The sequence below is a fragment of the Amphritea sp. GJ51-11 genome (genome assembly GCF_055808735.1).
This window is the reverse complement of record NZ_CM147881.1, coordinates 2,475,930-2,492,053: the sequence shown is the minus strand read 5'-3', so window position 1 is coordinate 2,492,053 and position 16,124 is coordinate 2,475,930. Positions and strand designations below refer to the sequence as shown.

The 16,124-nt window shown below is 49.2% G+C and carries 15 protein-coding genes; 10 read left to right on the top strand and 5 right to left on the bottom strand.

Features of this window, described 5'->3' with window-relative positions; translation table 11 throughout:
- The first annotated feature begins 108 nt into the window (after positions 1 to 108).
- From pdxB to AC0L4K_RS11130, 4 genes are all read left to right on the top strand, one after another.
- A complete protein-coding gene (gene pdxB / locus AC0L4K_RS11145) occupies positions 109 to 1,251 on the top strand; it encodes a 4-phosphoerythronate dehydrogenase PdxB (protein WP_417222360.1) in 1,143 nt (380 codons plus the stop codon).
- Positions 1,252 to 1,363: 112 nt separating this feature from the next.
- Complete coding sequence (locus AC0L4K_RS11140) at positions 1,364 to 2,086, top strand: flagellar brake protein (RefSeq protein ID WP_473266141.1); 723 nt, start codon at positions 1,364 to 1,366, stop codon at positions 2,084 to 2,086.
- Positions 2,087 to 3,199 carry an ATP-NAD kinase family protein gene (locus AC0L4K_RS11135; protein ID WP_473266139.1) on the top strand — a complete coding sequence of 371 codons (1,113 nt, stop codon included), beginning with the start codon at positions 2,087 to 2,089 and terminating at the stop codon, positions 3,197 to 3,199. It abuts the gene before it with no gap.
- An 83-nt stretch (positions 3,200 to 3,282) separates the two neighbouring features.
- Complete coding sequence (locus tag AC0L4K_RS11130) at positions 3,283 to 3,531, top strand: hypothetical protein (protein WP_417222367.1); 249 nt, start codon at positions 3,283 to 3,285, stop codon at positions 3,529 to 3,531.
- A gap of 292 nt (positions 3,532 to 3,823) precedes the next feature.
- Here AC0L4K_RS11130 and AC0L4K_RS11125 read toward each other — a convergent pair whose 3' ends face one another.
- Positions 3,824 to 4,405 (bottom strand): HupE/UreJ family protein, encoded by a 582-nt coding sequence (locus tag AC0L4K_RS11125; protein ID WP_473266137.1) that lies wholly within the window; start codon positions 4,403 to 4,405, stop codon positions 3,824 to 3,826.
- Positions 4,406 to 4,830: 425 nt separating this feature from the next.
- Between AC0L4K_RS11125 and AC0L4K_RS11120 the strand changes: the two genes are divergently transcribed.
- Positions 4,831 to 7,566 (top strand): bifunctional acetate--CoA ligase family protein/GNAT family N-acetyltransferase, encoded by a 2,736-nt coding sequence (locus tag AC0L4K_RS11120; RefSeq protein ID WP_417222371.1) that lies wholly within the window; start codon positions 4,831 to 4,833, stop codon positions 7,564 to 7,566.
- Between the two features lie 82 nt (positions 7,567 to 7,648).
- On the opposite strand, the gene AC0L4K_RS11115 is transcribed toward AC0L4K_RS11120, so the two are convergent.
- Positions 7,649 to 7,957: an ArsR/SmtB family transcription factor gene (locus AC0L4K_RS11115; RefSeq protein ID WP_417223374.1), complete on the bottom strand. Its 309-nt coding sequence runs from the start codon at positions 7,955 to 7,957 to the stop codon at positions 7,649 to 7,651.
- Between the two features lie 207 nt (positions 7,958 to 8,164).
- On the opposite strand from AC0L4K_RS11115, the gene AC0L4K_RS11110 reads away from it, so the two are divergent.
- The 3 genes from AC0L4K_RS11110 to AC0L4K_RS11100 are packed head-to-tail and all read left to right on the top strand — an operon-like array spanning position 8,165 to position 12,896.
- The gene (locus AC0L4K_RS11110; protein ID WP_417222373.1) at positions 8,165 to 10,720 is read left to right on the top strand and encodes an efflux RND transporter permease subunit; all 2,556 of its coding nucleotides are present in this window, start codon (positions 8,165 to 8,167) and stop codon (positions 10,718 to 10,720) included.
- Entirely contained in the window at positions 10,717 to 11,526 is an 810-nt protein-coding gene (locus tag AC0L4K_RS11105) for an outer membrane lipoprotein-sorting protein (protein WP_473266133.1), read from the top strand. Before AC0L4K_RS11110 ends, AC0L4K_RS11105 begins: the two co-directional genes overlap by 4 nt.
- 17 nt (positions 11,527 to 11,543) lie before the next feature.
- Positions 11,544 to 12,896, top strand: coding sequence for a hypothetical protein (locus AC0L4K_RS11100; RefSeq protein ID WP_473266131.1), 1,353 nt, complete (start codon positions 11,544 to 11,546; stop codon positions 12,894 to 12,896).
- Between the two features lie 88 nt (positions 12,897 to 12,984).
- On the opposite strand, the gene AC0L4K_RS11095 is transcribed toward AC0L4K_RS11100, so the two are convergent.
- Together AC0L4K_RS11095 and AC0L4K_RS11090 are read right to left on the bottom strand one after the other, a co-directional pair.
- Positions 12,985 to 13,539 (bottom strand): DUF5610 domain-containing protein, encoded by a 555-nt coding sequence (locus AC0L4K_RS11095; protein WP_417222380.1) that lies wholly within the window; start codon positions 13,537 to 13,539, stop codon positions 12,985 to 12,987.
- Between the two features lie 293 nt (positions 13,540 to 13,832).
- The gene (locus AC0L4K_RS11090) at positions 13,833 to 14,237 is read right to left on the bottom strand and encodes a YgaP family membrane protein (RefSeq protein WP_473266130.1); all 405 of its coding nucleotides are present in this window, start codon (positions 14,235 to 14,237) and stop codon (positions 13,833 to 13,835) included.
- Positions 14,238 to 14,454: 217 nt separating this feature from the next.
- Here AC0L4K_RS11090 and AC0L4K_RS11085 point away from each other — a divergent pair, with 217 nt between their 5' ends.
- Positions 14,455 to 14,667, top strand: coding sequence for a hypothetical protein (locus AC0L4K_RS11085; protein WP_473266129.1), 213 nt, complete (start codon positions 14,455 to 14,457; stop codon positions 14,665 to 14,667).
- Between the two features lie 44 nt (positions 14,668 to 14,711).
- On the top strand, positions 14,712 to 15,395 hold the full coding sequence (locus AC0L4K_RS11080) for a universal stress protein (protein ID WP_473266127.1): 684 nt from the start codon (positions 14,712 to 14,714) through the stop codon (positions 15,393 to 15,395).
- 123 nt (positions 15,396 to 15,518) lie between these two features.
- On the opposite strand, the gene AC0L4K_RS11075 is transcribed toward AC0L4K_RS11080, so the two are convergent.
- Positions 15,519 to 16,064 (bottom strand): hydrolase, encoded by a 546-nt coding sequence (locus AC0L4K_RS11075; RefSeq protein WP_417222387.1) that lies wholly within the window; start codon positions 16,062 to 16,064, stop codon positions 15,519 to 15,521.
- Positions 16,065 to 16,124 lie beyond the last annotated feature (60 nt).

Genomic DNA, 16,124 nt, shown 5'->3' with positions numbered 1-16,124 from the left:
AGTAACCTGAACTTATTTCCCGAGAAATGATGTCAAACCGTAAGGCGGGCAATTATAATCGGCGTTTCCTCCCTTAACCAGCTGATTTTATAACCTTTGGAGTGATCTTTGAAACAATCCAGACTGAACATCGTTGCCGACGAAAATATTCCTGCATTGGAGCGCTTATTTGGTGATCTAGGTGAGATCCATAAGGTGTCAGGCCGGACGATGAGTCACGCTGATGTAAAACATGCCGACCTTTTATTAGTGCGCTCCGTCACCCAGGTCAATCAGCAACTGCTTGAAAATACCCCGGTGCGCTTTGTTGGTACCGCGACCATTGGTACAGATCACATTGATACCGCTTGGTTGGCGCACCAGCAGATCGGTTTTGCCAGTGCGCCGGGTTGTAATGCGGATGCAGTCGCTGAGTATGTGATCAGTAATCTGTTGCTGGTGGCCGGTGAGCAAGGTTTTGAGTTGACCGATAAGGTGGTGGGCATCATCGGGGTAGGGAATGTCGGACGACGTTTACAGCAACGCTTGGAGCGACTTGGTGTGCCGTTGTTGCTAAATGATCCTCCTCGGGCGGATGCCGGTGAAGCTGGTTTTGTCGCTTTGACACAACTACTGCAAGAGGCGGATATTATCTGTTTGCATACACCGCTAACCATCGCTGGTAATCATCCGAGCCATCACCTGTTGAATGCTGAGAATCTTGAGCTTATTCGGCCCGCAGCCGTGCTGTTAAATGCAGGTCGAGGCCCGGTGATTGATAATGAGGCGTTGTTGGCTTGGCATGAAAGACGTACAGATGTCACCTTGTTACTCGATGTGTGGGAGCATGAGCCTCGTGTCAACGGTCAACTAGCGCAACGGGTTCGCATCGGCACTCCGCATATCGCTGGCTATACCCTGGATGGTAAAATTCGCGGTACCTGGATGCTTTATCAAGCGTTTTGTCAGCACCAAGGGATCGATCCGGCGATTAGGTTGTCGGATTGTTTGGCCGAGGTGGCCGTGCCCCAGGTTCAGTTGCAGGGCACAGAGAACCTCAGCGATATTGTCCATGCGATTTATCAACCGGAGGCTGATCATCAGCGCTTTATGGCGTCGTTAGTCGATGTTGCCGCTCAGCCATTGGCGTTTGATCAGTTGCGTAAACATTACCCAGTGCGACGGGAGTTTGTCGCGGCGCAGTTGTGTGGTGAGAAACCCACTGGATCACTGTTGGCGCAACTTGAAGCGGTGGGGTTTGTGATCGATTGACCGGTCAGTTGAAACTGTTGCGCGTTGCTGGGCTGCTATTGGTTGGCGGATTTGCTTTAATCGCGCGATTGAGTGATTTAACTTTTATGATTCAGAATGCGGAAACGGTCTAATGGCTCGGAAACTGGCATCCATTCAAACGGAAAAAACACTAGCGGATCTGCGTGTGCAGATTGGCGATCCTGTTCGTGTTGAGATCCGTTCACCTCGAGCAAAATTTACCGCTCGGTTGGTGGGGTATATGGACAACGGCGGCATTATGATTTCGGCACCGTCGGCCACCAGTGGCGTGCCCACACTGATTAATGAGGGTAATTTAGCCAGTCTGCGTTTGATTACGGGCAACCGTATCTGCAATATGACCTGCAAAATCCTCAAGCAGTATGATCAGCCATTTGGCTATTGGGTGTTGGAATACCCTCAAGCGGTCGAGTCTAAGCGGATTCGTGGACATAGCCGAGTGCCCGTCAATCTAAGTTGTTCCATCGATGACTATGATGAGATGTCTGAACGGGAAGGGCTGCCGGCCAGCGCCCTCTGTGTGGATATTAGCCAGAGCGGCTTATGCCTGCAATTGCCCTATACCTTGGGCGAGGTGGGTGAGCATTTTTATCTCACCACGCGGGTGCAGATCGGCGATATTGATCAGGTGTTGTTGGTGCCTGTTGAGTTGAGAAATGTTCATAGTAGCTCGGTGGAATCAGGCAGTTTATATCATCACGGATTTAAATTTTTTGAGCTGGATGAAGATACCCGACTGATCATCGCGGCCTTTGTCTATCAGCAGTTATTAGTAGAAACCGGTAATCTCGATCAGACCGGACAGGAGTTATAGATGTTTCGGCTTGGTTTGATTGTGAATCCTTTGGCGGGAGTGGGTGGCAGTGTTGCGTTAAAGGGCAGTGATGGTGACGCGACGGCCCAGAAGGCACTGTCGCTAGGTGCCGAGCCCAAAGCCAATCTACGCACGCAGCAGGCATTAGCGGCGCTGACTGGGCTGGAACTTGAGATCTTAACCTACCCCGGTGAGATGGGTGAAGAGAGTGCCCGACAAGCAGGGTTTGATCCGCAGGTGATCGGCCAGATTACCGCCGGACAGACGGGCGCGGAAGATACTGAACGGGCGGCTCGAGACATGGCGGCTCAAGGGGTTGATCTGATTCTGTTTGCCGGTGGTGATGGCACTGCGCGGAATATTTGTCATGCGATCGGCGACTCGAGCCCGGTATTGGGAATTCCCGCCGGCGTGAAAATACATTCCGGTGTTTATGCTGTCACCCCGAGCGCTGCTGGCGAAGTGGTTGCGATGCTGGTGCGCGGTGAACTGGTGACGCTAGCGGACCAAGAGGTTCGGGATATTGATGAAGAAGCGTTTCGTGCAGGGCAGGTGCGGGCCAAATATTATGGTGAGCTGTTAGTACCGGAAGAGGGGCGTTTTTTGCAGCATGTCAAACATGGCGGCCGAGAAGTTGAAGAGCTGGTACTGGATGATATCGCTGCCGATTTTGCTGAGAATATGCACGATGATGTGCGCTATATCATGGGTTCCGGGTCTACAGTGCAGGCATTGATGGATAACCTTGGGCTGGAAAACACCCTATTAGGTGTCGACCTGGTTGAGAATGGTGAGTTGATCGGTGAGGATCTGACGGCTCAGCAATTATTGGATATGACGGCGGGCTACGATACTAAACTGGTGATTACAGTGATCGGCGGACAGGGGCATATTATTGGTCGCGGTAATCAGCAACTCAGCCCCGAACTGCTGCGTCGACTCGGGCGTGAAAATATTATTGTGGTGGCGACTAAAAGCAAGATAAAGGCGCTAGAGGGACGTCCTCTGATTGTTGATAGCGGTGATCTTGAATTGAATCATCAGCTTGCAGGATTAATACGGGTCGTGACCGGTTATCGCGATGCCATTCTCTACCGTGTCGCTGATCTATAATTACCTTACGTATTGCCGGCTCAAACGGGCAAAATGCTGATTCTTTGATAAGCTGAATACAGGTTTATTAAAGGAGTAAGACGATGGGGTTGGCATTAATACGCTTTTATCTGCAACTGCTATTACCCGAATGGATGCGTGATAATCGTCCCGATAGAGATCACTTCTTCCGCCGTAAGTTTACCGAGGCCTATAAAGCCCGCTTACGCTGGGCATATCGTATCTGGCTAGGATCAGCTCTGTTGATGCTAGCGATACCCTCTCCGCCGGTGATTATTGGCTTAGGGTTATTTACCACTTTCATCTCTTTTTCATTGCTAGACGAGAGCTAAGTTATCTCTACCGTAAGTTGTTCATGCGAGGGGCTGTTACTGTATTAATGGAGCCTCAGCCTCCTGGATACGGCCCTGACGGCGTTACATCGGTCACTAATTGCTGGCGTAAAACACCACGCTGCAGACTCTTCTGTTTTTAATTATGGCTCAATGGGCAAGATGAAAAAAAGCCGGGCAGAGCCCGGCAAAGATGTAGAAACTGTTTTGGGTGATCAAAACAGCAGGGCCTTACGGGGACGCGTAAGGTAGATCTGGCAGACAGGGGCCATCCTGCCTGCCGGATAGGAGATCAGGCCGCTAGGAAAAGATAGCTGCCGATGCCCGCAAGCATGAGGCCTGCATAATGGGTTATCCGTGGGGTAATCCAACGGTTTGTCGCCAGCGCCACCATACCGGTGAAATGTAATATCGCCGAACTGCCTATAAAACCTAACGCAAACAGCAGAGTTGAGTCGCTCGCTGCTTCTAGACCGTGGGCTTGGCCGTGAGCCAAGGCAAATAGCATGGTTAATGTCAGACTGATAGCCGCAGGCAGGCGTGCGGTGGTGGCAATGATCAGGCCGCCGATTAATACAGAGGCCGCAATAGTTTGTTCAATAAAGGGTAATACCGCGCCGTTAATCGCGAGGGCAAAGCCAACTCCCAGAAAAATCAGGAACGCGAAGGGAATACTCAGCTGCTGTGATTTTTTTTGCATGGCGGCCCACACCCCGATGGCTAACATCGCCAACATATGATCTAGTCCTGTAAACGGATGGGTTAGTCCTGCCTGTAGACCTGTAGCCGCCCCGTGGCCGGTATGTGCCATGGCGGGTGCAGCAACAAGAAGGGAGAGAAACGTTGCACTGCTTAGCAAAGGGCTGAATTTCATCGGTGCTACCTTTTATTGTTAGATTCACATTTATGGTGTGATTGCGCTGTGCAGATCGATCACCTTTGTTCTGAAAAATGTCACGAAACATCGAATACAATAGCAATAAGCAAATCTAAGGCCAAGATAGTCAAAATAATGCAGATATTCTTAACGTTTACTACAGCCCTCACCGTTAACCGGTTGAGGGAGCTAAACGATTAGCAACCCCTTCTATAATGACTACAATAAACTGGAAAGTAGCTTTCCATTTGATGCTGAAAGTGGCTTTAAACTGTATTTTCACACTTTTAGTTAGGGCTTTATGATGTTAGTCACGTTTTTCTGCTAATAATGTTTGTGCTGCACCTGCGTAATATGGAATATATACATTTGTCGTTCGATTAAATTTCTGATCGGTTCTAATGGCCTACGGAGTAAGTCTCTTGAGTACACGATATCTCAAACGCTTTTTTAAACCTAAATCGATTGCGGTGTTTGGAGCCTCTGACAAAGAAAACAGTATGGGCGGCGTGGTGCTGCACAACCTTATTGAGGGTGGCTATCAGGGCAAGCTGATGGCGGTTAATAAGCGCGGCTACGATACGGTGCATGGCATCACCTGCTATAACGGTTTAGCGCAACTTCCCGAGATGCCCGATCTCGCCATTATTTGTTCGCCTCCTGAGAGCGTTGCCGATCTAGTGCGCAGGTTAGGGCTGAAGATGGTGAAGGCGGCGATGATCCTCACCGGCGGTTTGTCCCGGGCCCGTGATCCGATGGGTAAAAATATGCGTGATGAGATTACCGAAGCGGCTAAGGCCCACGGTGTGCGCATACTCGGGCCTGATTGTATGGGCATGCTGGTGTCGGGCCATCATATGAATGCCAGCTATTCACACCTGAATATCCGTAAGGGCAAGGTCAGTTATGTTGGCCAGTCCGGCCTGTTGGGCACCGCGATGATCGATTGGGCCAATGGTCAAGAGATCGGTTTCTCACACTTCCTGACCTTGGGTGAGGGGGTCGATATCGACCTGCCGTCGATTATTGATTATTACGCCCAAGACCCATATACCCAGTCGATTTTGATTCAGTTGGATCACCTCGTGGGGTCATCCCGCAACCTGCTGAGTTCGCTGCGTTCTGCTTCGCGGAATAAACTGGTGCTGGTGCTGAAGTCCAATATGATCTTCACCGAAGATAAAGAACACCTTCCTGCTTTGGGCATCAAAGATGAAGACCTTGTGTATGATGCGGCGCTGCGTCGTGCCGGTGTCGTGCGAGTGAGTACGGTCGATCAGCTGTATAACGCGTTAGAAACATTGTCGCGAATGAAACCGATGCGCGGTGAGCGCTTAGCGCTGGTTTGTAACGGTATGGGCCCTAATGCATTGGCGACCGATCAGTTATTGCGCAATGGCGGTGAATTGTCTCAACTGTGTGATGAAACGGTTAGTGCTTTGCGAGAGGTGTTGGATAACCACTGGAATCTGAAAAACCCTATCGATCTGCATGCCGATGCGACTCCCGAGCGGTTTGCTAAAGTTACTCAGTTATTAACGAAAGATCCCAATGTAGATGCCGTATTGGTGATTCATGCGCCGACTCGCATGGCTCCCGGTGCCGACACCGCCAAGGCGGTCATCAATGTCGCTCGCAATACACCGCGTAATATTCTCACCTGTTGGATGGGGCGTAGTACGGCGATCGAATCACGTAATCATTTTAACGCGGCGGGTTTGCCTACCTTTATTACTCCGGAAGAGGCGGTTGATGCCTTTATGCATATGGTGGAGTTTCGTCGCAACCAAGAAGTGATGCGACAAACCCCGGCACCCTTTGTCGACCCGAACGAGCAAAACCATCTACAGGCGAAAAACCTGATTGCGAATGCCTTGGCTGAGGGGCGTGATTATTTGAGCCACAGTGAAGCGACCGATCTGTTGGATCAATATGATATTCCTGTCTCCCACAGCCAATATGCCGAAGATGTTGATGGGGTGGTTGAGATTGCTAAGCGGTTGGGCGGAACTGTCGCCGTTAAAGTGATGCATAAGGATAATGTTTACCCCTTTAACTATGACAATCGCGCTCAACCACGTTGGAAGGATCTCGCGCTTGATCTGTTTTCAGAAGAAGAGGTGCGACAGGCGGCGACTAATTTGGCTTTTCGGGTGCAGGAACGCTTTGGCGAAGAAGGGCCAAAGGGGTTCTGTGTACAACAGATGAAGCGTGGATTTCAGTCGTTGCAGTTTAATATGGGTATCACTCGAGACCCGGTATTTGGTCCCTTGTTGCTGTTTGGCAAAGGCGGTTATTCGGTCGATGTGCTGGCGGATCGTCAGGTGATGTTACCACCGCTGAATTTGAGTCTAGCGCGTCGGCTGATCAGTACCTCGCATATGTTCTCGGTGTTAAAAGAGAGTAGCACGCAGTTGGAACGGGATCTGGAACAGCTCAGTGATCTGTTGATTAAGTTGTCACAGATGGTAGTCGAACTGCCCAACCTTAAAGGGCTGGAGATTAACCCGCTGCTGGTTAATCGGCGGGGTGTCTTGGCGGTCGATGTTTCGGTGTCATTAGGCGAACCATCGGTCTTAGCGATTTCACCCTATCCTGAGTATTTGAGTGAGCATATCTCGCTACGTAAATCGGGCCGTAAAGCAATTGTACGGGCGATTCGGGGGGAGGATGAGCCGAGCCATTTGGAGTTTTATAATAAGCTCAGCCCTGAATCGATTCGCTTACGCTATTTTTACAGTCGCGGCATACCGACCCATCAGGAACTCGCCAATTGGACTCAGATTGATTATGACCGGGAGATGGCTTTCATAGTCACAGCGCCAAAACAGGGTGAGCCCGGTTGGGAAACCCTCGGGGTTGTTCGGGCGGTGACCGATGCTGATAATGTGCGTGCTGAGTTCTCAGTCGTCATTCGAGACGACCTGCAGGGCGAGGGATTAGGTGCGGTGCTGATGAAGAAGGTTATTGATCATTGTAAAGCGCGAGGCACGCTACTGTTAATGGGGTCGACACTGACATCCAATAAAGGCATGCAGGGGCTAGCGCAAAAGCTTGGCTTTAAAAACCACTACAATATGGAAGAAGATGTGGTGGAAATGGAGATGATGTTGAACGAGCCAACCGAAGACTGGCAGCGAACACGGTTGCAGGGGTAATTGCAGTGTAAAAAAAACCACCGTTATCGGTGGTTTTTTTATGCCGAACGTTTTTACAACCTGCGTTGGTGATCGTGGGTGTTTATACGTTGGGGCAAAACATCTCATGCAGCGTATGAATAATACGTGTCGCGGTATTACCCGAGAGAGAATAGTAGATGGTTTGTGACTCGCGTCGAGTGCTGACCAAACCGTCCTTGCGCAGCACGGCTAAGTGTTGGGATAGCGCGGATTGACTCAGGTCGAGGCAATTGTTTAATTCGGTAACCGAAAGTTCTTTACCATCGAGATAGCATAAAATTAAGAGGCGACTTTCGTTGCCCAATGCCTTCATGAGTTTGGCGGCTTTGGTTGAGTTCTCTTTCATCATCGCGAGTGTTTCGGGAGTCATCTGTTGGATCGCTGTATTCAATCGATATTCCGCCTGTTGTTATTATTTTACGGAACGTTAACAACTGATCAAACGCCCGACAATAGAGCCGTTATTCTACTGTAGCAGCGCTTGAATCTCAATTTACTAATGTAGTGCTTTTAAATATTAGCACATACTAATATAATAGTGACATTAAAGTGCCGATATAAAAAACAGGAACAACCGATGCTGCAAACTTCACTGGTTAATCTGTCCATGAATCGCCCTAAGTGGGTGTTTTTGGGCGTATTACTACTGACCTTGATAGCGGGATTGCAAATTCCCTCGATTCAAGTCGATACCGATCCCGAAAATATGTTGCCTGCTGATAATGAGGCACGAGTGTTTCATGATCATGTCAAAGAGCGTTTTGGTCTGCATGACATGATTGTGGTTGGGGTGGTGAATAACTCAGCTAAGGGCATCTATAACCCGCAAAGCCTCGCGGAGTTACAGCAGCTTTCCGATGCGATTGTGCAGATGGATGGGGTGGTCAGCCAAGACCTGATGTCACTCGATCGGGTGGACAATATTAGTCAGGAAGGGCCGGGCACTATTCGTTTCGAGTGGATGATGAAGCAGGTGCCGCAAGACCAAGCCGGCGTCGAACAAATTCGGGCTTCGGTTGAGCGCTTACCCTTGCTGAACAATACCTTGGTATCGGGGGACGGTAAGGCGGCTGGAATCTATGTGCCGATTATTAAGAAATCGGAAAGTTATCGAATTTCGGGACTGATTCAAAATGAGATTCAGACTCTCAGCGGCAGTAATGAATATTATATTTCCGGTTTGCCCGTGGCGGAAGACACTTTCGGTGTTGAGATGTTTCTGCAAATGGCGATTTCTGCGCCGTTGGCTGGGTTAATGATTTTTATCCTGATGTGGGTGTTCTTTCGCAGCTTACTGCTGATCACTGCGCCGATGCTGGTGGCGATGGCCGCTGTGATCGTCACGATGGGACTGTTGATCGGGCAGGGTTACACCGTTCATATCATGAGTTCGATGATTCCGATCTTCTTGATGCCGATTGCCGTGGTGGATTCTGTGCATATTTTGTCGGAGTTCGCTGATCGCTATCGTCCCGGTGAAGATCCTAAAGCCGCTTTGAAAGAGGTCCTAGGGCATCTGTTTACACCCATGTTATATACCTCGGTGACTTCTGCGGTAGGCTTTGCCTCTTTGGCGTTTACGCCCATACCGCCGGTACAGGTGTTTGGCTTGCATGTGGCGTTTGGAATTATGCTGGCGTTCCTGCTTACCATTACACTGGTGCCGGCTTATATTATTAGCCTTTCGCCCGCGCGTATGGCGCAGATGAAAGACCATAATATCGATGAAGATGACCAGTCATTGCTTGGCCGCTTATTGATTTTTATTGGCCGTTTCTCGATTGCCCGGGCAAAAGGTTTGCTCGTGCTGTTTATCCTGGTTGTGGTTGGCAGTGGTTATGGTGTGTCACAGATTCAAATTAACGATAATCCTGTGCGTTGGTTTAAACCGGATCATCCATTACGGGTGGCCGACCGAGTTATGAATCATCACTTTCCGGGCACCTATAACGCCTTTTTAGTCCTCGACAAGACCAGTGATATTCGCGGTGAGTTAGAGCGGCAATTATTGAGTCGCGCGGCGCAAGAGGGGGTCGAGTTACAGCAGAAATTGGATAGCGTTAAGACCGACAGCTTTATCGAATATACCAACGGCCTGATCAATTTATTTGATCAGCTGAGTTATGACGATAGTGCCCATGAATCGATGTGGCTTGCATTGCTAGAGATGAGTGAGCAGGCGCAGATAGGCAGCAAGTATTTTCTGACGCCGGCAGCGATGCACTATCTTGATGAGTTGCAGACCTTCTTGGATCAGTCTGACTATATAGGCAAAAGCAACGGTTTACCGACACTGTTGAAAACCGTATATCGGGAGCTTAACGGAGGGGTTGAAGAGCAATTTAAACTGCCTCCCAGCGCCGCCGCTGCCGCGCAAACCGTGTTGAGCTTTCAGGGATCACATCGTCCGGATGATCTATGGCATATGGTGACACCGGATTTCCGTTCGACCGTGTTGTGGCTACAACTTAGCAGCGGTGATAATCAGGATATGAGCCGGGTGTTGGCGCTGGTGGATGGTTATGTGGCCGAGCATCCGCTGCCCGAAGGTGTTGCCCTAAACTGGGCGGGTCTGACCTATATTAATGTTGTCTGGCAGGATGAGATGGTTAACGGCATGTTGAGCAGCTTAATAGGCGCGTTCTTTATGGTGCTGCTGATCATGGTGGTGCTGTTTAGATCGATCAAGATTGGTTTGTTGTCGATGCTGCCGTTAACCGTCACTATTCTGTTTATCTATGGTCTGATCGGCTTGGTCGGTAAAGATTATGATATGCCGATAGCCGTATTGTCGGCACTGACATTGGGTTTGTCGGTGGATTTTGCGATCCACTTTCTGGAACGCACTCGGGCGATTTATCGTCAATGTGGTGACTGGGAGCAAACCGTTGCTGAGGTGTATCGCGGGCCTTCACGCGCCATTAGCCGTAATGCGGTGGTGGTGGCTATCGGCTTTACTCCGTTGTTGTTTGCCCCATTGGTGCCCTACATCACGGTGGGCTTCTTCTTAGCCACCATTATGGCGGTGTCAGCGGTGGTCACCGTGATGTTATTGCCGGCGGTGATGCAGATGATTAACGATAAAGATAGTTTGTTTGGTGTTAAGTCCGCAGCAAAGGAGAGTAACTCATGATTAAGCAACTATTTACCACATTAGTGATTGGGCTAACCTTGAGTGCGCCGGTTCAGCTCAATGCGGCCGATCTTACTGATGTGAACGAGATCGTTAAGCAGGCTAACCTAGCATCCTATTATCAAGGTGCCGATGGCCGCTCTGAAGCGCGGATGTTGATTCAAGATTCCCAAGGGCGTCAACAACAACGTCAGTTCACTATTTTGCGCCGGGATTATGAAGACGGCGGTGATCAGCAGTTCTTGGTGGCCTTTAGTCGCCCTGCGGATGTTCGGGATACGGTTTTTTTGGTTGAAAAGCATACCCAGAAAGATGATGACCGCTGGCTCTATCTACCGGGACTCGACCTCGTTAAACGGATTTCCGCCGGGGATAAACGTACCAGCTTTGTTGGTTCCCATTATTTTTATGAAGATGTTTCTGGCCGAAATCCTGAAGAGGATCAGCATAAACTATCGGATATTACCGCTGAGAATTATGTGCTCGATAACATCCCTAAAGATGCCAGTGGAGTTGAGTTTAGTCGTTATCGGGTATGGATCGATAAAACCACGATGTTGCCAGTGAAAACCGATTATTACGATACCAATGATAAGTTGTATCGTCGGGTCGAAGTGTTGGAAACCGAGGTTATTCAAGGTGTTCCTACGGTGACTAAATCGCGGGTTAGCGACCTTGTTAGTGGCGCCAGTACGACCATGGAATTTCGCTTTATTCGTTATGATCTCGGCATGGACAGTGCGGTCTTCTCCGAGCGTTCATTGCGTAATCCGCCCCGTCAGTGGCTTAAACGTCCAGCGTCATGAGTAGGCAGGATATGAATATGCCGATAAAAAGTATCGTGTTGTCGATGGCATTGGTTTTTGCTGCTGAGGTGATGGCGCAAGAGGATGTACCTGTCGGGTCCGCGCCGAGTGAGCAAGACTGGGGCGACGATGGGTGGGGTGATGATAGCTGGAGTGAAGACAGTAGTGCTGAGGCGAGCATTCAGGTCTGGCATGGCTTTATTGAAGCTGGGCTAGGCAATCGGGTCGGTTATGATCCAGCGCTCAATGAGCGTTTTTCACCGATGGATGATGCTAGCCTCGCGGATTTACGAGTACGCTTAGAAACCAGCGGCTTTGTTGGTGATGACCGTTATGCATTGAAGGCCGATGTGTACGCGGATGGGGTCGAGCGAGGGGGGCGAATCGATCTGCGTGAAGCTTCCTACACTTTGTCCCCGAGTGAGCGTACGGACTTGAAACTGGGTCAGCAGGTGTTGACCTGGGGGACTGGCGACTTATTGTTTTTGAATGATCTATTTCCGAAAGATTGGCAGTCGTTTTTTTCCGGTCGAGATACCGAATACCTGAAAGCGCCGGTGCTGGCGGCGAAGGCTAGTTATTACGGTGATGCTGCCAGTATTGATCTGGTATGGATGCCGGATTATACCTCTGATCGCTATATTAATGGTGAGCGGTATTCATGGTTTTCGCCCCAGGCAGGGCAGAATGTAGCGGCACCGCAAGGCCGTATCGATGCGCAAGAGCCTGCGAATAGCTTTGCTAATGGCGAGTTTGCTGCGCGTATCTCCGGTAATATTGATAGCACCGAATGGGCGCTTTATGGTTATCGGGGATTTCAGAAGCAACCGAATGGCTTGGATAATGCCGGAAATGCCATCTTTAGCCGTCTGAATGTATTGGGTGCCAGTGTGCGGGGTAATCTCGGGGCGGGTTTAGCCAATGCAGAGGTTGCTTGGCATATGGCGGACGATAGTGATGGCAGTGATCCTGCGTTGCCTAATAGTCAGTTCCGCTTTTTGTTGGGTTATGAACGGGAACTACTGCCAAGGTTAACCTTGGGATTACAGTATTATCTTGAGCAGACCTTAGACTATCAAGCGCTAGAAGCGGCATCCGCTTCGCCTTACAACCCGGAAGAGTTCCGTTATCTCTATACAACGCGACTGAACTACCGAATGTGGCAGGATAACCTGGTGTGGTCACTGTTTGCATTCTACTCACCCAGTGATGAAGATCATTACTTCAGACCTTCGGTCAGCTATCGCTACAGTGATAATCTGAGTTTCGCCGTGGGAGCGAATATCTTTGAAGGGGCTAAGGCGCATACCTTCTTTGGTCAGTTTGAAGATGCCAGTAATGTTTATGGTCGCATACGCTATGCTTTTTAATGGATAAGTTTGTCTCCGAGGTAAAACAGAAAACCGGGCGATGCCCGGTTTTTTTAAGTCAGTTCTGCTGCGACTTTATTCTGCCTGTTTAAGCTTGCTCGTCAGTACTATCCGCTAAGGTTTGTGTTTGTTTCAGCAGGGTATCGGTGAGAGCAGAGAGTTTATCCTGCACTAGCTCATAGGTCTTATCGATATTGGCGGCGATATCACCATCGAGTACCTGCAGTCCTTCTAAAATATCGCGGGCCTCGGCGAACCCTTGATTAATACCACCGCTAATGATGTCAACAAAGCTTTGCGCTTGAGTTTGGCTATCCATTTCTGGATGTTGTTCTTGATAGCTACTAAAAAACGCCGCACTCAATGACACAATGCGCTCCGCGGTGGCTTCCGGGGTGACGTCTAGGCCAGAATCATAGGCTTGCTGAATAGAGGATGCACCCAGGTCCGCTTCGAGGACGTTGTTTAGCTCGTTTACGGCGGTGCGATAGAGCAGCGCTAAAGAGTCATTTCCCGAGGAGATGCTGACTTCCAACGAGGCCTCTAAAATCGCTTGATTATGCGCGGTCTTAGTCTGCTGTGCCTGAGTAGCCTCGGTTTTACTCTGATCGGTGATCGTCTGGGTTGTAGATTTGATCTCCATATCATCTCCTTTATATATAAGGTTGCAGGGTGGCTGTGTTCAGCCGCTCCCAGTCAGGTAGAAGGTTATCGGCAGCAAGGTGGTTTTCTGTTATGAAAGTTTTTCATCGGTAGCCTGATGTTTCGTCCTGTATCGCACTGGGCTATTTCATCATTCTTATCATGGGACTGTGATGCGTTATTGTTACTGCGGGTTTTGATGGGGGTAATCTAATGAAGAGTGATAAAAAAATGCCGCAATGGCGGCATTTTTAGCTGTTCTGTTAGCGCGTTGAGAGCACTAATATAACGCGATTATGAGACTTTCTTAAAGCCCAGTAATGAGGCGATAGTAAAGGCTGGGCACCAGCCGGTGAAAGCCGATTGCAGCAAACTGGCACCGACGATGGTGGTGATATATAGCACCCATTGTGGTGCAGCAAAAATCAGATAAGCGGCCACGGTGCCCAGTACCAGTGAACCCGCAATAATATGGACACCCTGGTGTACACTCATACCCGTTATACAGGTTTGCTCTTTTAGCTTGAACATCCGAAAAATCGTCATGGCGGGACACCATTGGGTAAAGGCTGATTGCAATAAATTTAGGCCAACAAAGCCGGTGAGGTAATACCACACTGGGTTGAGATAAGTGCCTAGCGCTAGGCTAATAAGAATAACTGATCCGGCTAATAGGCGAAGCGCAGCGTTAAGCGTCATAGAAGTTAACCTCGTTGTTAGTTAATGTGCCTTTAGGCTTGATGATAAGTATATATTAGAAATGACTAATATTAAATGAGATTTACATAGTCTCGTATTTCGTCGTTGTTTGGCGAGGTGATTAAGGCTAATTTATTTGTGCTGCATCAACGATTTGAGTTGGCAAATGAGGCTGGCTAGCTCATGCTTTAAGCATAACCACTAAGGAGGTTCTATTGTGGATATCAGTAAAATTTTGGTGAACATCGAACAGGGGGCTGATTCGGCACTGCTGTTAGAAAAAGCGCTGCGTTTGGCCGAGGGTAGCGGTGCCAAAGTAGAACTTTTTGCTGCTGTTACAATGCCTCATTACGTAATAGTTACCTCTTTGATAAAGCCGCTCTCAGCCATGCCGAGCAAGCTTATCAGCGCCATATTGAAGCAGAATTAGAACCGCTCACCACACCTTTCAAGGAACTCAATATTGAGGTTGATATGGATGTGTGTTGGCACCGACATCAGGCCGAAGCGGTGGTGCAAAAAACCTTGCGTTTTGGGCCTGATATTGTGTTACATCCGGTTAAGCAGCACAGTCGTCTTGGCCACTATATTTTTGATCAAGCGGATTGGCAGTTAATTCGGGAGTGCCCGGTGCCACTGCTATTAGTGAAGCAGAAGGTCTGGTCTGATGGAGGGCATGTTGCTGCCGCCGTAGACCCTTTCCATGAATGCGATCTTCCTGCCGCGTTGGATCATATGATTTTAGAGTGGGCGCGGCGCATGGTTCATACCCTCGAAGGGGATCTGAAAGTGATGCATAGTTTCAGTGTGCTACCCCATTCCGTTATTTTTGATGAGCACCTCGTGACCGATTTTGAAAGCATGCAACACACGGTGAGAACACTGCACGTTGAGGCGCTAGCGAAACTGCTTAAACCCTATGGTTTGACGACGGATAGCCCGGCGGTCACCCTCAAAGAAAAAGAGACACCACAGGCGATTTTGGAATATGTGGATGAAGCTCATATCGATATTTTAGTGGTCGGTGGTGTGGCGCGGGGAATGGTCGATCGAATCTTAGTGGGTAGTACTATCGAACGGATTCTAGATGACCTGAAGGCGGATTTAATGGTGGTTAAACCGCCGGGATTTGTTAGCAGCATCGATGAAAATGGCTAACGCCTGACGTTGATCTTGTTGCCCACAAAGCGGCAAAGTCGATGATTAGTAAAAAGGAGTCGGTGGCTCCTTTACTTTTATTGACGATGGCGATACCGATTACATGAGTCGATAGAGTATCGATTAACGCAGGTAGTTTTGGCTAAACTCTCTAAATTGATCGGTGCCTGATGTTTGAATCCATTCAAAGCCGACCATCTCTTTGGTGACAATATGAATGCCGCAGTGGCGCATTCGTTCTAATGCCGCGGCTTTATCGGCGGGGTTACGCGATGACACTCCATCGGCTACCACAAATACTTCTCGGGCTTGCTGCTTGATCTGTATTGCCGTTTGTAAAACGCACACATGGGCTTCCATACCGACAATAACCACTTGATTAGGTTTAATGCTGTTGATCTTCTCATTACAGCTAGGCTCTGCCATACAGGAAAAGTGCATCTTTTCCATGAAACCCTCTTTCGGTAAAACATCCTGCAGCTCTGCAACCGTTGGGCCTAAACCTTTGGGGTATTGTTCGGTGGTCAGCACGGGCACATTGGCGAGTTTGGCGACTTCGGCCAGCCAGCGGACATTGGCGATAACCGCATCGCCTTCATGTATTGCCGGTGCGAGTTTTTCCTGAATATCAACGACCAAGAGGCAGGATGAGTTTGGGTAGATCAGCATATCAATTCTCCGCATTACAATGGCTGAAGCCAAGCTTAAATATCGGACTTACATGCTTTA

Coding starts and splice junctions, on each gene's coding strand:
- AC0L4K_RS11140 (WP_473266141.1), top strand. CDS start 1,364: ATGGCTCGGAAACTGGCATCCATTCAAACGGAAAAAACACTAGCGGAT.
- AC0L4K_RS11135 (WP_473266139.1), top strand. CDS start 2,087: ATGTTTCGGCTTGGTTTGATTGTGAATCCTTTGGCGGGAGTGGGTGGC.
- AC0L4K_RS11130 (WP_417222367.1), top strand. CDS start 3,283: ATGGGGTTGGCATTAATACGCTTTTATCTGCAACTGCTATTACCCGAA.
- AC0L4K_RS11125 (WP_473266137.1), bottom strand. CDS start 4,405: ATGAAATTCAGCCCTTTGCTAAGCAGTGCAACGTTTCTCTCCCTTCTT.
- AC0L4K_RS11115 (WP_417223374.1), bottom strand. CDS start 7,957: ATGACTCCCGAAACACTCGCGATGATGAAAGAGAACTCAACCAAAGCC.
- AC0L4K_RS11110 (WP_417222373.1), top strand. CDS start 8,165: ATGCTGCAAACTTCACTGGTTAATCTGTCCATGAATCGCCCTAAGTGG.
- AC0L4K_RS11105 (WP_473266133.1), top strand. CDS start 10,717: ATGATTAAGCAACTATTTACCACATTAGTGATTGGGCTAACCTTGAGT.
- AC0L4K_RS11100 (WP_473266131.1), top strand. CDS start 11,544: ATGCCGATAAAAAGTATCGTGTTGTCGATGGCATTGGTTTTTGCTGCT.
- AC0L4K_RS11095 (WP_417222380.1), bottom strand. CDS start 13,539: ATGGAGATCAAATCTACAACCCAGACGATCACCGATCAGAGTAAAACC.
- AC0L4K_RS11090 (WP_473266130.1), bottom strand. CDS start 14,237: ATGACGCTTAACGCTGCGCTTCGCCTATTAGCCGGATCAGTTATTCTT.
- AC0L4K_RS11080 (WP_473266127.1), top strand. CDS start 14,712: ATGGATGTGTGTTGGCACCGACATCAGGCCGAAGCGGTGGTGCAAAAA.
- AC0L4K_RS11075 (WP_417222387.1), bottom strand. CDS start 16,064: ATGCTGATCTACCCAAACTCATCCTGCCTCTTGGTCGTTGATATTCAG.